Genomic DNA, 15844 nt, shown 5'->3' with positions numbered 1-15844 from the left:
GGACGGCGGGCGGAGCAGCGGGCGGGCACGACGGGACGGGTGCGGGCCGGCAGGTGCGGGGCGACGCGGATCGACACGCCTCAGCCGCCGCTGTGGTGCAGCTCGGCCGCGGCCAGCTCGGCCTTGAAGGCGACGTCGAGCTCGCGGCTCTCGAGCCAGCGGTCGGGCAGGGACGGGCGCTTCGGGCTGCCGGCGCGGCCCCGGGGGCCCTCTGCGGCCTCGCCCGGGTACTCCTGCGAGCCGTCGAGGGTCGACAGCAGGTCGTCCATCTGCTGCAGGGACTCGACCGCCGCCAGGCTGGCACGGGTCTCGCCGCCGACGGGGTACCCCTTGAAGTACCAGGCGACGTGCTTGCGGATGTCGCGGCACGCGTGCGGCTCGTCGCCGTCGTAGAACTCGACGAGCAGCTCGGCGTGACGCCGGAAGGCGGCGGCGACCTCGCCGAGCGTGGGCTCGGCCTTGGCGTCCTCGCCGCGGAAGGCCGCCGCGAGGTCGCCGAAGAGCCACGGTCGCCCGAGGCACCCCCGGCCGACGACGACGCCGTCGCAGCCGGTCTCGTCGACCATGCGCAGGGCGTCCGCCGCGGACCAGATGTCGCCGTTGCCCAGCACGGGCACGCTGCTGATGGTCTCCTTCAGGGTGGCGATGGCCGACCAGTCGGCCGTGCCGGAGTAGAACTCGGAGGCGGTGCGCGCGTGGAGCGCGATGCTCGCGACGCCCGCGCCCTCGGCCGCTCGGCCGGCCTCGAGGTAGGTCAGGTGGTCGGCGTCGATGCCCTTCCGCATCTTCACCGTGACCGGGACGTCACCGGCGGCGCGCACGGCCCGCTCGACGATCTCGCGGAACAGGCCGAGCTTCCAGGGGAGGGCTGCTCCCCCGCCCCGACGCGTCACCTTCGCCACCGGGCAGCCGAAGTTGAGGTCGATGTGGTCGGCGCGGTCCTCCGCCACGAGCATGGTGACCGCCTCGGCGACGGTGTTGGGCTCGACCCCGTAGAGCTGGATGCTGCGGAGGGTCTCGCTCTCGTGGTGCTGGATGAGCCTCATCGACTCGGGGGTGCGCTCGACCAGCGCACGGCTCGTGATCATCTCGCTCACGTAGAGACCGGCGCCGTACTCGCGGCAGAGGCGGCGGTAGGCCGTGTTCGTGATGCCGGCCATCGGGGCGAGGACGACGGGCGAGGCCACGTCGATCGGTCCGATCGAGAGGCCGGGGGAAGGAAGGGTGGTGGTGGACATCGGTACGATTCTCCCATGAGCGACGAGGGCGCGACAGTCGGGTCGGCAGCGGGTGTGGACGAGTCGGAGGAGCGTGGAGTCGGGGAGGGACGGGGCGACGGGGGCTCCCCCGCAGCTCCCGGCGCCGACCGGGTGTCGGTCGCGGCCGACCGGCTGGGCCTCGCCGTCGAGGTCGTCGAGCGGCCCGCCGCGGAGAGCCTCGAGGAGGCCGCGGCCCTGCTCGGACTCGACGCCTCGTCGGTGGTGAAGAGCCTCGTCGTGAAGCGGCACGACGGGACGTTCCTCTTCGCGCTCGTGCCGGGAGACCGACAGATCTCGTGGAGCAAGCTGCGTTCCGTGGTCGGCGTCAACAAGCTGTCGATGCCCTCGGCCGAGGTGGCCTTCGAGGCCACCGGCTACGAGCGCGGCACGATCACCCCGCTGGGCAGCTCCACGGCGTGGCCGGTGTTCGCCGACGAGCGCGTCCTCGGCCTCCGCGTCGCCCTCGGGGCCGGGGTCCACGGCCGGAGCGCCCTCGTCGACGCCGACGCGCTCGTCGAGGGTCTCTCGGCGACGGTGGCGGACATCAGCGACTGAGCCCTATCCCCGCCGTCGCGAGGTGGACGATGACGGCGGAGGACGCCGTCGTCGTCGGGCACGACGGACGTCGCGTCAGATCTGGCGGCCCTCGTCGAGCGCCTCGACGACGGCCCGGGCGGGCGCCCGACCGCTGGCGGTCGCTGCGTGCACGTCGGCGACGACGGCTGGCAGGAGGCACGAGTCACCTTCGCAGGCGAGCGCGTCGGCGTCGCCCAGCATCGTGAAGGCCGCGTTCATCGGTCGGCCCCGACGGCAGGGGCCGCAGCGGTGCCGCGCTCGGCGACGACCTGCTGCAGCGCCCCGAGGAAGGTCTCCGGCGCCTGGGCGCCGCTGATGCCGTACTTGCCCTCGAGGACGAAGAAGGGCACCCCCGAGATGCCGTACGCCTGGGCCTGCCGCTGGTCGTCGCGGACGTCGGCGAGGTGGGCGTCCGACTCGAGGGCCGCCACGACCTCGTCGCGGTCGAGCCCGATCTCGGCGGCGAGGTCGGCGAGGTCCTGCACCCGGCCGACGTGCCGCCCCTCCTCGAAGTAGGCCGAGAGGAGGCGCTCCTTCATGTCGAGCTGGCGACCCCGGGCCTTCGCGAAGTGCAGCAGCTGGTGCGCCTTGACGGTGTTGGTGTGCTTCAGGACGTCGAAGTCGTAGGCGAGCCCGACCTCGGCCGCGATCCCGGCGACGTTGTCGAGCATGCCCTGCACCTGGTCGGCCGGCATGCCCTTGTGCTTCGACAGGAAGTCGATCTCGTCGCCCTCGAAGTCCACCGGGGTGTCGGGCGAGAGCTCGAACGAGTGGTACTCGACGGTGACGTCGCCCTCGAACCTCTCGACCGCGGCCTCGAACTTGCGCTTGCCGATGAAGCACCACGGGCAGGCGATGTCGCTCCACACGTCGACGACGACGGGGTCGCGCGGAGAGGGGGCGGTGGAGGCGGGGGTCGAGTCGGTCACGCCTGGAGCCAAGTCCGGCCACGCCCCCGGCATTCCCGGGACAGCCTCCAGGACCGCCCGCCCCGAGCAGCCAGGAGCCGCGGGAGCCCCGGCCCGGGCCGTCGACCGGGGGCGGGACCGCCCGCGGTGCTGATCATCGCGTCGACGGCGGCCTCGGTCTCGGCCCACCGGTGGCGCACGGCGAGGAAGCTCGCCCGGAGCGGCAGGTACCCGGCCCGGGCCGTCAGGCCGTCCTTCCACCTGTCGCGCTCGAACCGGCCCTCGTGGTGCTCTCGGCCGTCCGTCTCGAGACCGACGAGCCCGTCGACGGTCAGGTCGACCGCCTCCCCCAGGGGGCCCACGACCACCTGCCGAGCCACCCGGCGACCACGGAGGCGGAGGCGGGTGCCCGCCACGCTCTCGAGGATGCTCTGGGCGCCGTCGTCGCTCCACGCCGCCAGGCCCGCCGCGTCGCTCCGGTGCGCTCCGAGCACGGGCTCGACGTCGACCCGGTCGACCACTGCGGCCCGTCGGGCCCAGTCGGCGAGGGCGACGGCGTCCTCGAACGAGTCGGCCTCGACCACGGCTCGCGCCAGGGCGTCGTGCACGTGGACGACGGCCGTCGTGCCTCGGGCCGACACGGCCGGACCGTCCCACACCACCCTCGTGCCCGGCCGGCGGCGGAGCCGTGATGCCGTGCGGGGCACGGAGACGACGACCTGCGACGGTGGCCGCCAGGCCCAGGCTCCCTGGAGTGCCAGCGCGGACGCCCCCGCGAGGCGACCCCCGACGCCGACGGCGACGAAACGCGGATCGGTCGGACTCCACGTCGAGTACCACCCCCGGCGGGGCCGCAGCACTCCCCCGTGGCGGACGGCTGCGGTGAGGTGCCGGTCGGACGCGCCGTGCGCGACCAGGTCGCGCTTGTGCAGCAGTCCCCCGGCGTCGTGCACCAGCTCTCGGATCGTCGTCATGGGCCGATCCTGGCGCTCCGCGAGGGCAGGCCCCCGGCGGCGCCCGCCCTCCCGTGGACAGGGATCCCCCTGCGGCCGCTGGGGAGGACGCGTCCCGCACCGGTGCACCTCCCGCACCGCGCCTCCCGTCCCCGCACGCGCTCCCCGCGCCTCCCGTTCCCCCAAGCGCTCCCCGCGCCTCCCCCTCTCTCTCACCGTCTCGTCGTTTCGCTCTCCCGCTCTCCCCCAACCCCACCCGACCCGCTCACCCGCCCTCCGTCGGCAACTCCTGCTCCCTGCGGCGTGACGCGGCTCGACGCCCCCGCCGACGACGACCGGCAGGAGTTGCCGACGGCGCCGACGCCGGTCGCACAGCCGGTGACGGCACCGCCTCAGCCCGCGTCGCTCCGGGGCCGGTCGGCAACTCCTGCGCGCTGTCGTGGGCGGAGCCGCCGAGCGCGCCGTGACGACACCCGGCAGGAGTTGCCGACCGCGGCCGAGCCGACGCGGGCAGCACCCTCCGCCACGCCCGCAGGCCCCCACCATCCAGGGACCGGTCGGCGACTCCTGCCCGCTGTCGCGGCCCGAGCCGCGGAGCGCGCGCCGGAGACATCGGGCAGGAGTTCCCGACCTCAGCACCAGGGGACACCGGCGGCGAGCGGTGGGGAGACGCCCAGGGTGGGAGGCGGGGGGTCGCTGGCCAGCACCACCAGGCGGAGGCACGGATCAGCGCCCAGCACCACCAGGCGGACGCGGGCGTCAGCGCCCAGCACCACCAGGCGGAGGCGGGGGTCGCTGCCCAGCACCACCAGGCGGAGGCGGGGGCGCGGCGGAGGACCTGCCGCCTCCAGCCCGGCGTCGACGGTCCGGTGCCGGTTGCGCTACGCGGCGGTCGGCTCGTCCTGCACGCTGCACGTGGGGAGGGGCTGGGCCGCCGCGGAGTGACAGCGAGCAGGAGTTGCCGACCACGGGCGGAGGACGCGCTGCGGGCCGGGACGAGGGCGGCGCCCTGCACGGACTCCGGGGCCGTCGCGAGCGACGGCACCGCGCGTGCAGGCCGCAGGCTCGGACTCAGGGGCGCGTCCCAGGCCAGGACGCGGCGCGGGGGCAGACCGGGACGGAGAGAGGGCCCCGACAGCACGCGCTGTCGGGGCCCTCTCGGCGTGCCGGGCGCCTAGGCGCCGAGCAGCTGCTCCGCCAGGTAGCCGCGGAGGGCCGAGAGCGGCATGCGCTCCTGGGCCATGGTGTCGCGCTCGCGCACGGTGACCGCGTCGTCGTCGAGGGAGTCGAAGTCGACCGTGACGCAGAACGGCGTGCCGATCTCGTCCTGGCGGCGGTAGCGACGCCCGATCGCGCCGGCGTCGTCGAAGTCGATGTTCCAGTACTTGCGGAGGTCGGCAGCCAGGCCCCGGGCGAGCGGCGACAACTGCTCGTTGCGGCTCAGGGGCAGCACGGCCACCTTGATGGGCGCCAGGCGGCGGTCGAGCTTCAGGACGGTGCGCTTGTCGACGCCGCCCTTCGCGTTCGGCGCCTCGTCCTCCGTGTAGGCGTCGACGAGGAAGGCCATCAGCGAGCGGGTGAGGCCCGCCGCGGGCTCGATGACGTAGGGCGTCCAGCGCTCGTTCTTCGCCTGGTCGAAGTACGACAAGTCCTTGCCGGAGGCGGCGGCGTGCGTCTTGAGGTCGTAGTCGGTGCGGTTCGCGACGCCCTCGAGCTCGCCGAACTCGCCGCCCGCGAAGCGGAACCGGTACTCGATGTCGACGGTGCGCTTCGAGTAGTGCGACAGCTTCTCGGCCGCGTGCTCGTAGAGGCGGAGGTTGTCGGGGTCGATGCCGAGGTCGACGTACCACTGGAAGCGCTGGTCGATCCAGTACTGGTGCCACTCTTCGTCGGTGCCGGGCTCGACGAAGAACTCCATCTCCATCTGCTCGAACTCGCGCGTGCGGAAGATGAAGTTGCCGGGCGTGATCTCGTTGCGGAAGCTCTTGCCGATCTGGCCGATGCCGAACGGGGGCTTGATGCGCGACGACTGCAGGATGTTGTCGAAGTTGGTGAAGATGCCCTGGGCCGTCTCGGGGCGCAGGTACGCCATGCCCTGCTCGTTGTCGACCGGGCCGAGGAAGGTCTTCAGCAGGCCGGAGAAGTTCTGCGGCTCCGTCCACGAGCCGGGCTGGCCGGTCTCGGGGTCGCGCACGTCGGCGAGGCCGTTCTCCGGCGGGTGGCCGTGCTTGGCCTCGTACGCCTCGAGCAGGTGGTCGGCGCGGTAGCGCTTGTGGGTGTGCAGCGACTCGACCAGCGGGTCGCTGAAGACCTCGACGTGGCCGGAGGCCTCCCACACCTGACGGGGCAGGATGACCGCCGAGTCGAGCCCGACCACGTCGTCGCGGCCCTGCACCATGGTCTGCCACCACTGGCGCTTGATGTTCTCCTTCAGGGCCACGCCGAGGGGGCCGTAGTCCCACGCCGACCGCGATCCGCCGTAGATCTCTCCCGACTGGAAGACGAACCCTCGGCGCTTGGCCAGGGCGATGACGGAATCGAGACGGTTGGGTGCTGCCACGTGTGATGCTCCAGAGAGTCAGGCCGAGCTGGGTGCCCGGTGGGTCGAGGTACCCGGCAACTCTAGCCGCCGAGGTCGCCACGCCAGGGCCGGGGCCCCGGCCGGCGTCAGGGCCGGAGGGCCGGCATCAGGTCCGGAGGGCCCGCACGACGGCCTCGACGTCGTCGCCGTCGTTCCAGAGGTGGAAGGCGACGCGCGCCCGCCCCGCACGGCCCGAGACGGTCAGGCCCGCCGCGGTCATCGCCGCGACGTCGCGGGCCTCCGCGTCGGGCCAGGTGACGATCGCCTGCCCCTGCTCGGCGATGCCGAGGCGTCGGCACAGCTCGTCGCCGAGCCCGCTGGCGTGGGCCCAGGCCTCCGCGACGTCGAGCCGGGAGAAGGCGTCGAGGGCGGGCAGGGCACCGGCCCACGCCTGCCAGGCCGGCGACACGTCGAACGCCCGGGCGTCCGTCGCGAGGTGCATCTCGGGCCCGTAGCAGGACGACCACACGGACTCCCCCGCGTACCACCCGGCCTGGACGGGCCGGAGCTCGGCGAGGGCCCGCGCCGAGAACGTCGCGAGGGCCGCGCCGCGGGGGCTGCAGAGCCACTTGTAGGCGTGGCAGACCGTCACGTCGACGGTCGCGGCGTCGACCGGCAGCACGCCGGCGGCCTGGGTCAGGTCGCAGACGGTGAGGCTGCCGTGCCGGGCCGCCGCCGCCACCACCGCGGCGTGGTCGGCGACCTCCCCCGTGGCCGACTGCACGGCCGACCAGGCCACCACGGCGGTGCGCTCCCCCACGTTCTCCGCGAGCTCGGCCAGCGGCACGCTCCTCACCGTGACGCCCCGGTGCGCCTGCGCCACGAACGGGAACACCATCGAGCTGAAGTCGCCGGCGACGCAGAGCACCTCGGCGCCGTCGGGGACGGCCGCGGCGACCACCGACACCATCACCGACGTCTGGGAGCCGATCGCGACGGCCGACGTCGGGACGCCGACCGACCGGGCCCACGCGGCCCGCGACTCCTCGACGATCGCCCCGTAGTCGACGGGCGACCGGAGTCCCGTCCGCCAGGCCTCCTGGTCACGCTGCTGCGCCTCCAGCGTCGCGGCCAGCGGCAGCCCCATGGTGCAGGCCGCGAGGTAGCCGGTGCCGCGGGCGAACTGCCCCGCGAGGTCCGCGACGGAGAGCGGGGCGCCGGTCGGGGCCGGGAGGGTGCGGGCGGGTGCGGTCATGCCTCCAGGGTGACGACCCGCCTCCGTCACGACAACCGCCAGCTCTGCTCGTGATCCATAACCCGGGGTTATGGTCGAGCCATGAGCGACGACGTCGACCTGCAGACCCTCCGGGTCGTGAGGGCCCTGGCCGAGACGGGCACCATCACCGCGGCGGCCGCCCGCCTGGGCTACAGCCAGCCCGCCGTCAGCCAGCACCTGCGACGCGCGGAGGCGCGGGTCGGCCACCCGCTCGTCCTGCGGTCGGGCCGCGGGGTCGCCCTCACCGAGGCCGGCCGACGTCTCGCCGAGCACGCCGTGCACGTGCAGGCCGCGCTCGACGCCGCGCGGCAGGAGCTCGACCACCTGGGCGGGGCGACGTCCGGCCGGGTCCGCCTGGCGGGCTTCCCCAGCGCCTCCTCGACCCTCGTGCCCGAGGTCCTCTCCGCCCTGCACCGGAGCCGCCCCGGGCTGCGGGTGGACTACGTCGAAGCCGAGCCGCCGGAGGCGCTGGCCCTGGTCAGGGACGGCCTCGCCGACGTGGCCCTGGTCTTCGGGCACGCCGGGGCGGGCGTGCCCTCGCCGGCCCCGCTGCCGGACTCCCTGCGGGAGCACCCCGCGTTCGTCGACGAGACCGTGCTCGTGGTGCCGCGCGCGCACGGGTTCCAGCCCGGCGACGACTTCGCCTCGCTCGCGGCGGAGCGCTGGATCGGCGGGTGCCCGCGCTGTCGGGGTCACCTGCTCGCGTCGTGCGCGTCGGCGGGCTTCGAGCCCGAGATCGTGCTCGAGACCGACAACGCCCTCGCGGTGCTCGGGCTCGTCGCGTCGGGGCTCGGCGTCGCCCTCCTGCCGGGGCTCTCGTTGCAGGCCGCGGCGGTGCCGGACGGCGTGCGGGTCGTGCCGCTGCCCCGCGGGATGGCCCGCGTCATCTCCGTGGTCCACCGACGCGGGGCCCGACGGGTGCCGAGCGTGCGGCTCCTGGCCGAGGCCCTGCACGCGGTCGATCCCGCGGTGCACGGGCTCCGGGGGGTCGTGGGGCCCGAGGCCGCTCCGGCCCCCGCCTCCCGCGTCGGCGTCGGGGGCCCCGGCTAGGCTGGCGACCCGCCCGCCGTGCCGTCCGCCCGGCCTCCCGCCCGAGAGGTGCCTGCCCCGTGTCGAGAAGAATCCTCGCCTCCGCCGCCCTGCTCTCCGCGGCCCTCCTGGGGCTGACCGGGTGCTACGCCGACCTCGACACGCTGCGCCCCGCCGACGGCTCGTCCGGGGCGTCGGGGTCCGACCCCGGGCAGGGCTCCTCGGGCGTCCCGCAGCCCCAGGTGACCGGGGCGCCCGGCACCGGCGGCGGCTCGGCCGCCGACGACCTCGTGCCCGGGGGCGCGCTGCTGAACCAGGTCAACTACAAGGACCTCACGATCTACGTCTACGGCGTCGGTGAGCTCACGACCACCGAACCGTCGATCTTCGCGCGGCCGGACGGCACCGACCCCTACCCGGCCGGCACGACGGTCGAGGCGACCGTCTACGTGCTGTCGAACGCCTCGCAGCGCCGGCTCGACCTCACCGACCTCTCGGCCGACTACTCGTCGTACGGCAACGACCTCGCCCAGCAGGACACCTTCGCCGGGCAGGACCTCATCACGAGCCAGGGCTGGTCGACCGAGCTGGCGACGCAGTTCCCCGCCGACGCGACGTCGTGGTACCTGCTGCCCGGCGAACAGGTCGTGTTCGGCAACGCCTGGTTCCACCGTCAGGCCGACGGGCCGTTGACGCTGCAGTTCCTCTGGCCCGCCGAGCGCATCTTCCTCGGGGCCAACGTCCAGTTCTGAGGCTCAGGCGCCCTGGCCGGGGGCGTCGACGGCCCCGCCGAACCGGCGCGCCCGACGGGCGTAGGTGGTGACGGCTCCCCAGAGGTCCTCGCGGGTGAAGTCGGGCCAGAGCGTGTCGAGGAAGACCATCTCGGCGTAGGCCGACTGCCAGAGCAGGAAGTTGCTCGTCCGCTGCTCGCCCGAGCTGCGGACGAAGAGGTCGACGTCGGGGAGGTCGGCCGTGTAGAGGTGCTTCTGGATCAGCTTCTCACTGACCCCCGACGGCTTGATGCGCCCGGCCGCGACCCCCTCGGCGATCTCGCGGACGGCGTCGGCGATCTCGGTGCGGCCGCCGTAGTTGACGCACATCGTGAGGGTCAGCACGTCGTTGTCGCGCGTGAGCTGCTCGGCGAACTGCAGCTCCTTGATGACGGAGCCCCACAGCCGCGGCTTCCGACCCGCCCAGCGCACGCGGACGCCCCAGGCGTTGAGCTGGTCGCGCCGACGGTGCAGCACCTCGCGGTTGAAGCCCATCAGGAAGCGCACCTCGTCGGGCGAGCGCTTCCAGTTCTCGGTCGAGAAGGCGTAGACGCTGAGGTGCTTGACGCCCAGCTGGATCGCGCCCGCGACGACGTCGAGCAGGCTCGCCTCGCCGGCCTTGTGGCCCTCCACCCTCGTCAGGCCGCGACCGTTGGCCCAGCGGCCGTTGCCGTCCATGACGACGGCGACGTGCTCGGGCACGGCCGCGGCGGGCAGCTCGGGCGGGTAGAGGCCCGTCCAGTCGAGGGGGCGGAAGTCGACGGCGTCGCGGTGGGTCTTCTTCACGGGGTCCCTCCGGGGGCGTGCAGGGTCGGGGTGGTCGGATCGACCGCGGGCACGGGCACGGGCACGACGGTGGCCGCGAGTGCTGCCGCCTCGGCCGCGGCAGTCGCGCGGACGCCGGGCGAGAGCTGCGGTCGCCCCGGCTCGCGGTCGAGGTGCTGCATCGACCGGAGGCCTCGCTCGAGGTGCCACTGCGTGTAGGCCGCGACGACGCCGCTGGCCTGGTTGCGCGTCGCCTCGCTCGCCGCCTCCGCGGTGGCCCAGTCGCCGGTGAGCAGCGCGGCGAGGAGGCCGAGCGCCTCGCGCGACAGGCGAGGAGCCCCGGGAGGCGCGTGCGAGTCCGCGACGACACCGCCCAGCTGGACGACGAACGCCGAGTGCGGCCCGGGTGCACCCGTGACGGCGCAGTCCCCGAAGCTCGGTGACCACCCGGCGACGCTGAGGGCCCGGAGGAGGTACGAGTCGAGCGTCAGCTGCGGCGCGTGCTCGTGCCGCGAGAGCGACCGCAGCGCCCCCACCAGCAGGAGGTACTGCTGGAGGCCGGCCTCCGCCTCCGTCAGCTTGTCGGCCGTCTCGACCATGACGCTGCCGGCGGTGTAGCTGGCGTAGTCGCTCGCGATGAGGGCGCCGTACGAGCCGAGGGACTCCGCCTGCTGGACGATGTCGAGCGAGCGGCCCTCGTAGAGCTGCAGGTCGGCGACCATCATCGGCTCGAGGCGGGCCCCGAACTTCGACGCGGTGCGACGGACGCCCTTGGCGACGGCTCGGATCTTGCCGTGCTGGCGGCTGAGCATGGTGACGATGCGGTCGGCCTCACCCAGCTTGTGGGTGCGCAGCACGACGCATTCATCACGGTAGACGGGCACCGACCCATGATCCCACGCGTGGTACAAACGTCGGATGCACGCCACGGCCTTCGCCATCCCCCTCTGGGCTGATCTCCTGGCCGTCGGCGTGGGGAGCCTCCAGGGCGCGATGTTCGCCTCCGAGTTCAAGGACCGCCGCCTCGACCTGCTCGGCGTCGCCATCATCGGCATCGCGACCGGGCTCGGCGGCGGCATCCTCCGCGACGTGCTGCTCGGGCAGGTGCCGCGCATGATGGCGAGCAACTGGTACCTGCTGGTCGCGGTCGCCGCCGCGCTCGTCGGCATGGCGCTGCAGCGCCTCTTCCACCGGCTCGCCAGCGTCATCACGGCCCTCGACGCCCTGACGATCGGGCTCTTCGGCGCGATCGGCTCGACGAAGGCGCTGTCGCTCGGGCTGCCGGAGATCCCGGCGATCTTCGTGGGGGTGATCTCCGCCGTGGGCGGTTCGGTGCTGCGCGACGTGCTCATGAACCTCACGATCGCGATGATGCACGTGGGGTCGCTCTACGCCGTCGCGGCCGCGGGCGGCACCGTGGTGCTCGTCAGCCTCGTCTCCCTCGGCGTGCCCGCGGCGGCCGCCGCCGTGATCGGCACGTCGGTGACGCTGGTGATCCGGCTGCTGGCCGTGCGCTTCGGCTGGACGCTGCCCGAGCAGCGCTCGCTCAGCCGCCTGCCCCGCTGGCGCCGGCCCCGCTGAGCCGGCCCGCGCCTCCTCGCGGTCGCGGGCCGCTGCCCCCGCTCGCGCCGGGCCCCCGGGACAGCCCGGTCGGCAACTCCTGCCCCGTGGCGCGCCAGCGGCTCCGGCGTCGCTCTGGACGACGGTGTGCAGGAGTTGCCGACCGGGGGGATGCGCGTGACGAGCCGACGAGGCCGGCCAGAAGCCGAGGCTGCGGCTGCGGCTGCAGCTACGGCCACGGCCACGGCCACGGCAGAGGCCACGGGCTCGAGCCCCGGCCACGGCCACGACTGCGGCCACGAGGGCTAGACGGCGGCGAGCTCGCGCGTCTCCGACGTCTGGCGGATGGCCCGGTTGACGGCCGAGACGATCGCCTTGAGCGACGCGGTGGAGCTGTCGGCGTCGATCCCGACGCCCCAGAGGCGCGTGCCGTCGACGTCGAGGTCGACGTACGCCGCGGCCTGCGCGTCACCGCTCGCGCTGAGCGTGTGCTCGACGAAGTCGTACAGCTTCACCGAGACGCCCTGCTCGCTGAGGACGGAGAGGAACGCCGCGATCGGACCGGTGCCGCGACCGGTCGTCAGCTGGCGCTCGTCGCCGACGCGCAGCTCGACGTCGAGGCTGGTCTCGCCGCTCATGTCGCTCGACGTGCCCGTGCGGGTCAGCTCGAAGCGGCCCCACTTCTCGTCGGCGTCGTCGGCGGGCAGGTACTCGTCCTGGAAGATCGACCAGATGTGCGCGCTCGTCATCTCGCCGCCCTCGGCGTCGGTGCGCGACTGCACGACGCCGCTGAACTCGATCTGCAGCTTGCGGGGCAGGTCGATCGCGTGGTCGGCCTTGAGCAGGTAGGCCACGCCGCCCTTGCCGGACTGCGAGTTGACGCGGATGACGGCCTCGTAGCTGCGGCCGAGGTCCTTCGGGTCGACCGGCAGGTACGGCACGGCCCACTCGAGCTGGTCGACGTCGACGCCCCGCTCGGCGGCGGTCGCCGCCATCGCCTCGAAGCCCTTCTTGATGGCGTCCTGGTGCGAGCCGGAGAAGGCCGTGTAGACCAGGTCGCCCGCCCAGGGGCTGCGCTCGTGGACGGGCAGCTGGTTGCAGTGCTCCGCGGTGCGCTTGACCATGTCGAGGTCGCTGAAGTCGATCTGGGGGTCGATGCCCTGCGTGAACAGGTTGATGCCCAGGGCGACGAGGTCGACGTTGCCCGTCCGCTCGCCGTTGCCGAAGAGGCAGCCCTCGATGCGGTCGGCGCCGGCCAGGTAGCCCAGCTCGGCGGCGGCGATGCCGGTGCCGCGGTCGTTGTGGGGGTGCAGCGACAGGATGACGCTGTCGCGACGCGCCAGGTTGCGGTGCATCCACTCGATCGAGTCGGCGTACACGTTCGGCGTCGCCATCTCGACGGTGGCCGGCAGGTTGATGATCACGGGGCGGTCAGGAGTCGCGTCGAAGGCCTCGATCACCTGGTTGCAGATGTCGCGCGCGAACTCCAGCTCGGTGCCGGTGTAGCTCTCGGGCGAGTACTCGTAGAACACGGTGGTCTCGGGGATCGTCGCCTCGTGCTCGCGGCAGAGCCGGACGCCCTCCAGGGCGATGTCGACGATGCCCTGGCGGTCGGTGCGGAAGACGACGTCACGCTGGAGGACGCTCGTGCTGTTGTACAGGTGGACGATCGCCTGCTTCGCCCCCGCGATCGACTCGTAGGTGCGCGCGATGAGGTGCTCCCGCGCCTGCGTCAGCACCTGGATCGTCACGTCGTCGGGGATGGCGCCCTCGTCGATGAGGCTGCGGACGAAGTCGAAGTCGGTCTGCGAGGCGCTCGGGAAGCCGACCTCGATCTCCTTGTAGCCCATGCCGACCAGCAGGTCGAACATGATGCGCTTGCGCTCGGGGCTCATCGGGTCGATCAGCGCCTGGTTGCCGTCGCGGAGGTCGACGGCGCACCAGCGCGGGGCCTGCTCGATCCGCTTGGCGGGCCACGTCCTGTCGGGCAGGTCGACGACGATCTGCTCGTGGAACGGGCGGTACTTGTGGATCGGCATGGCCGAGGGCTGCTGTGCGTTCTTCATGGTCTCAGGTCTCTCTCGCCCCGGGAGGGGCTGTCTTCGCGTGTGGGTCGGCCGACGGCGAACTCCGCGACGAGGGAGGCCAGGGTCAGGACTCGTCGCGGCGGCGAAGGAGGAGGAGCACACAGGTGAGCACGTGCCGAGGCTAGCACCGACCCCGACGGCCCGCAGGACCGTGACGATGCCGGCGCCCGGCTACTCCGCCAGCCCGTGCTCGTAGGCGTACACGACGAGCTGCACCCGGTCGCGCAGCGACAGCTTCGACAGCACGCGGCTGATGTGCGTCTTGACCGTGGCCTCGCTGAGGTACTCCCGCCCGGCGATCTCGGAGTTGCTGAGCCCGCGGGCGGCGAGGTCGAAGATGTCGCGCTCGCGCGTGGTGAGCGTGCCGAACGCGGCGGGCACCGCGGCGGCCCGCGCCGACCGCCCGTCGAAGTGCTCGAAGAGCTCGCGGGTGGCGGAGGCGGCGATGACGGCGTTGCCGGCGTGCACGGTCCGGATGGCCGCGAGCAGGAACTCGGGGTCGGCGTCCTTGAGGACGAACCCGCTGGCCCCGCCCCGGATGGCCCGGGTCGCGGCCTCGTCGAGGTCGAAGGTCGTGAGCACGATGACGCGCGGAGGCTTGCGGGAGGCGGCCTGCGCCTGGGCCAGGACTGCCGTCGTCGCGGCGATGCCGTCCATGACGGGCATGCGGATGTCCATCAGCACCACGTCGGGGCGGGTCGCCGCGACCATGGCGACGCCCTCCTCCCCGTTGCTGGCCTCGCCGACGAACTCGAGGTCGGGCTGCGAGCTGACGAGCATCTTGATGCCGGCCCGGAAGAGGGCCTGGTCGTCGACGAGCGCGACTCGGACGGCGGTGGCGGGCGTGGTGGGGCTCATCGGCGGATTCCTACTTCTTGGGTGAGGGCGAGGGTGGGCACGACGGCGTGCACGACGAAGCGGCCGTCGGCGTCCTGCGTGGTCAGCGAGCCCCCGGCGAGGGTCGCGCGCTCGCGCATCCCGTCGAGGCCGTGCCCGCCGCCGCGTCGGTCGTCTCCGCCGGGGCGGGTGTCGACGGGCTGGGTGGCGGGCCGGACGACGTTCGTGACGACCAGGTGGAGGGCCTCGTACCGCCAGTCGAAGAGGAGGTCGACGGGCGCGCCCGCGGCGCCGTGGCGCAGCACGTTCGTCAGCGACTCCTGCACGATCCGGAAGACCGCGAGCTGCCGGTTGGTGCCCAGCACCTGCGCCTCGCCCTGCACCCGGTGCTCGATGACCAGGCCGGAGGCGCGCATCTGCTCCAGCAGCCGGTCGAGGTCGCCGAGGGCCGGCTGGGGCGCCTCCCCCTGGCTGTGGCGGAGCTGCCCGAGCAGCACGCGGACGTCGCCGAGCGCCTCCCGGGCCGTGGTCGCGATGGTGACGAGGGCGTCGTCGACGGACCCGGCGTCGACCCTTGCCGCGTAGCGCGCGCCGTCGGCCTGGGCGATGACGACGGCCAGGGAGTGCGCGACGACGTCGTGCATGTCGCGGGCGATGCGGTTGCGCTCCTGCTCGACCGCCACGTCGCGCTCGGCCCGGGCGGCCTCCCGCTCGATGCGGGCGACCTCGCCCTCCGCCCGTGCCGTCTCGCGCTCGGCGATGAGCTGCGCCTCACGGCTGAGGCGCTCGGACGACCGTGCCCGCGCCAGCAGGCCGCCCGCCCACGGCAGGCCGAGGAGGGCGAGGAAGCCGAGGAAGGTGATGCCCAGCTGGAGCAGGATCCGCACGACGTCCTGCAGGCCGTAGACCGTGTAGTCGATGCCGAAGAGCGTGGTCTGCACGCTCGTCACGTAGAAGGTGCCCACGGCGGCCCCGACGACCGTGGAGACGAGCCCCGCCCACTTCGTCGCCTCGGTGCCGTAGGCGGCGACCGTGTAGAGCACCGCGCAGATCGCCAGGTTGCTCACGCCAGGGCTGGTCTGCGAGAGCATCTCGCCGATCGCCACCACCCAGGCGAGCGCGAGCGACGGGCCCGGGGCGAGCCGCCGGACGGCGAGAGTCGCCGTCATGCCCGCGATCACCAGCCCGGCCGCCGTGCCTCCCGCGCTGAGCCCCAGCGCGACGACCCCGAGGACGACCGCGGCCGACACGTCGACGACCACCTGGTACGGGGCGAGTCGTCGGAAGATCACCGCACCACCGT

General features: G+C 73.6%; 14 protein-coding genes and 1 pseudogene. 4 read left to right on the top strand and 11 right to left on the bottom strand.

From position 1 onward, the window contains the following. Window positions 1-80 precede the first annotated feature (80 nt). Window positions 81-1238, bottom strand: coding sequence for a tRNA dihydrouridine synthase DusB (dusB, locus tag IFT72_RS04030; RefSeq protein WP_056054265.1), 1158 nt, complete (start codon window positions 1236-1238; stop codon window positions 81-83). 15 nt (window positions 1239-1253) lie between these two features. On the opposite strand from dusB, the gene IFT72_RS04025 reads away from it, so the two are divergent. Beyond that, entirely contained in the window at window positions 1254-1814 is a 561-nt protein-coding gene (locus IFT72_RS04025) for an aminoacyl-tRNA deacylase (protein ID WP_082514331.1), read from the top strand. 75 nt (window positions 1815-1889) lie between these two features. Here IFT72_RS04025 and IFT72_RS04020 read toward each other — a convergent pair whose 3' ends face one another. From IFT72_RS04020 to IFT72_RS04000, 5 genes are all read right to left on the bottom strand, one after another. Then, window positions 1890-2054 carry a hypothetical protein gene (locus IFT72_RS04020; RefSeq protein ID WP_192045624.1) on the bottom strand — a complete coding sequence of 55 codons (165 nt, stop codon included), beginning with the start codon at window positions 2052-2054 and terminating at the stop codon, window positions 1890-1892. Then, a complete protein-coding gene (locus IFT72_RS04015) occupies window positions 2051-2764 on the bottom strand; it encodes a DsbA family protein (protein ID WP_371741155.1) in 714 nt (237 codons plus the stop codon). Before IFT72_RS04015 ends, IFT72_RS04020 begins: the two co-directional genes overlap by 4 nt. Then, entirely contained in the window at window positions 2761-3717 is a 957-nt protein-coding gene (locus tag IFT72_RS04010) for a hypothetical protein (protein ID WP_192045622.1), read from the bottom strand. Before IFT72_RS04010 ends, IFT72_RS04015 begins: the two co-directional genes overlap by 4 nt. Before the next feature lie 1153 nt (window positions 3718-4870). Next, complete coding sequence (locus IFT72_RS04005) at window positions 4871-6256, bottom strand: glycine--tRNA ligase (protein WP_056054249.1); 1386 nt, start codon at window positions 6254-6256, stop codon at window positions 4871-4873. 127 nt (window positions 6257-6383) lie between these two features. Continuing rightward, on the bottom strand, window positions 6384-7472 hold the full coding sequence (locus tag IFT72_RS04000; protein ID WP_192045621.1) for an aminotransferase class V-fold PLP-dependent enzyme: 1089 nt from the start codon (window positions 7470-7472) through the stop codon (window positions 6384-6386). Between the two features lie 81 nt (window positions 7473-7553). Here IFT72_RS04000 and IFT72_RS03995 point away from each other — a divergent pair, with 81 nt between their 5' ends. Further along, a complete protein-coding gene (locus IFT72_RS03995; protein ID WP_192045620.1) occupies window positions 7554-8543 on the top strand; it encodes a LysR family transcriptional regulator in 990 nt (329 codons plus the stop codon). Between the two features lie 59 nt (window positions 8544-8602). Further along, window positions 8603-9274, top strand: coding sequence for a hypothetical protein (locus IFT72_RS03990; protein WP_192045619.1), 672 nt, complete (start codon window positions 8603-8605; stop codon window positions 9272-9274). A 3-nt stretch (window positions 9275-9277) separates the two neighbouring features. Here IFT72_RS03990 and IFT72_RS03985 read toward each other — a convergent pair whose 3' ends face one another. After that, on the bottom strand, window positions 9278-10078 hold the full coding sequence (locus IFT72_RS03985) for an isoprenyl transferase (RefSeq protein ID WP_192045618.1): 801 nt from the start codon (window positions 10076-10078) through the stop codon (window positions 9278-9280). 143 nt (window positions 10079-10221) lie between these two features. After that, window positions 10222-10941 (bottom strand): annotated as a pseudogene (gene recO, locus IFT72_RS03980) (DNA repair protein RecO); the annotation flags it as partial. 34 nt (window positions 10942-10975) lie between these two features. Between recO and IFT72_RS03975 the strand changes: the two are divergent. Next, window positions 10976-11638 (top strand): trimeric intracellular cation channel family protein, encoded by a 663-nt coding sequence (locus IFT72_RS03975; protein WP_056054235.1) that lies wholly within the window; start codon window positions 10976-10978, stop codon window positions 11636-11638. A 284-nt stretch (window positions 11639-11922) separates the two neighbouring features. Here IFT72_RS03975 and leuA read toward each other — a convergent pair whose 3' ends face one another. From leuA to IFT72_RS16340, 3 genes are all read right to left on the bottom strand, one after another. Further along, entirely contained in the window at window positions 11923-13683 is a 1761-nt protein-coding gene (leuA, locus tag IFT72_RS03970) for a 2-isopropylmalate synthase (RefSeq protein ID WP_056054232.1), read from the bottom strand. Window positions 13684-13875: 192 nt separating this feature from the next. Further along, the gene (locus IFT72_RS03965) at window positions 13876-14562 is read right to left on the bottom strand and encodes a response regulator transcription factor (protein ID WP_056054229.1); all 687 of its coding nucleotides are present in this window, start codon (window positions 14560-14562) and stop codon (window positions 13876-13878) included. Beyond that, window positions 14559-15833, bottom strand: coding sequence for a sensor histidine kinase (locus IFT72_RS16340; RefSeq protein ID WP_056054226.1), 1275 nt, complete (start codon window positions 15831-15833; stop codon window positions 14559-14561). Before IFT72_RS16340 ends, IFT72_RS03965 begins: the two co-directional genes overlap by 4 nt. Window positions 15834-15844 lie beyond the last annotated feature (11 nt).

It is taken from the genome of Frigoribacterium sp. CFBP 8754 (assembly GCF_014841815.1).
Lineage (GTDB): Bacteria > Actinomycetota > Actinomycetes > Actinomycetales > Microbacteriaceae > Frigoribacterium > Frigoribacterium endophyticum.
This window is presented reverse-complemented; position numbering and strand designations above follow the sequence as displayed.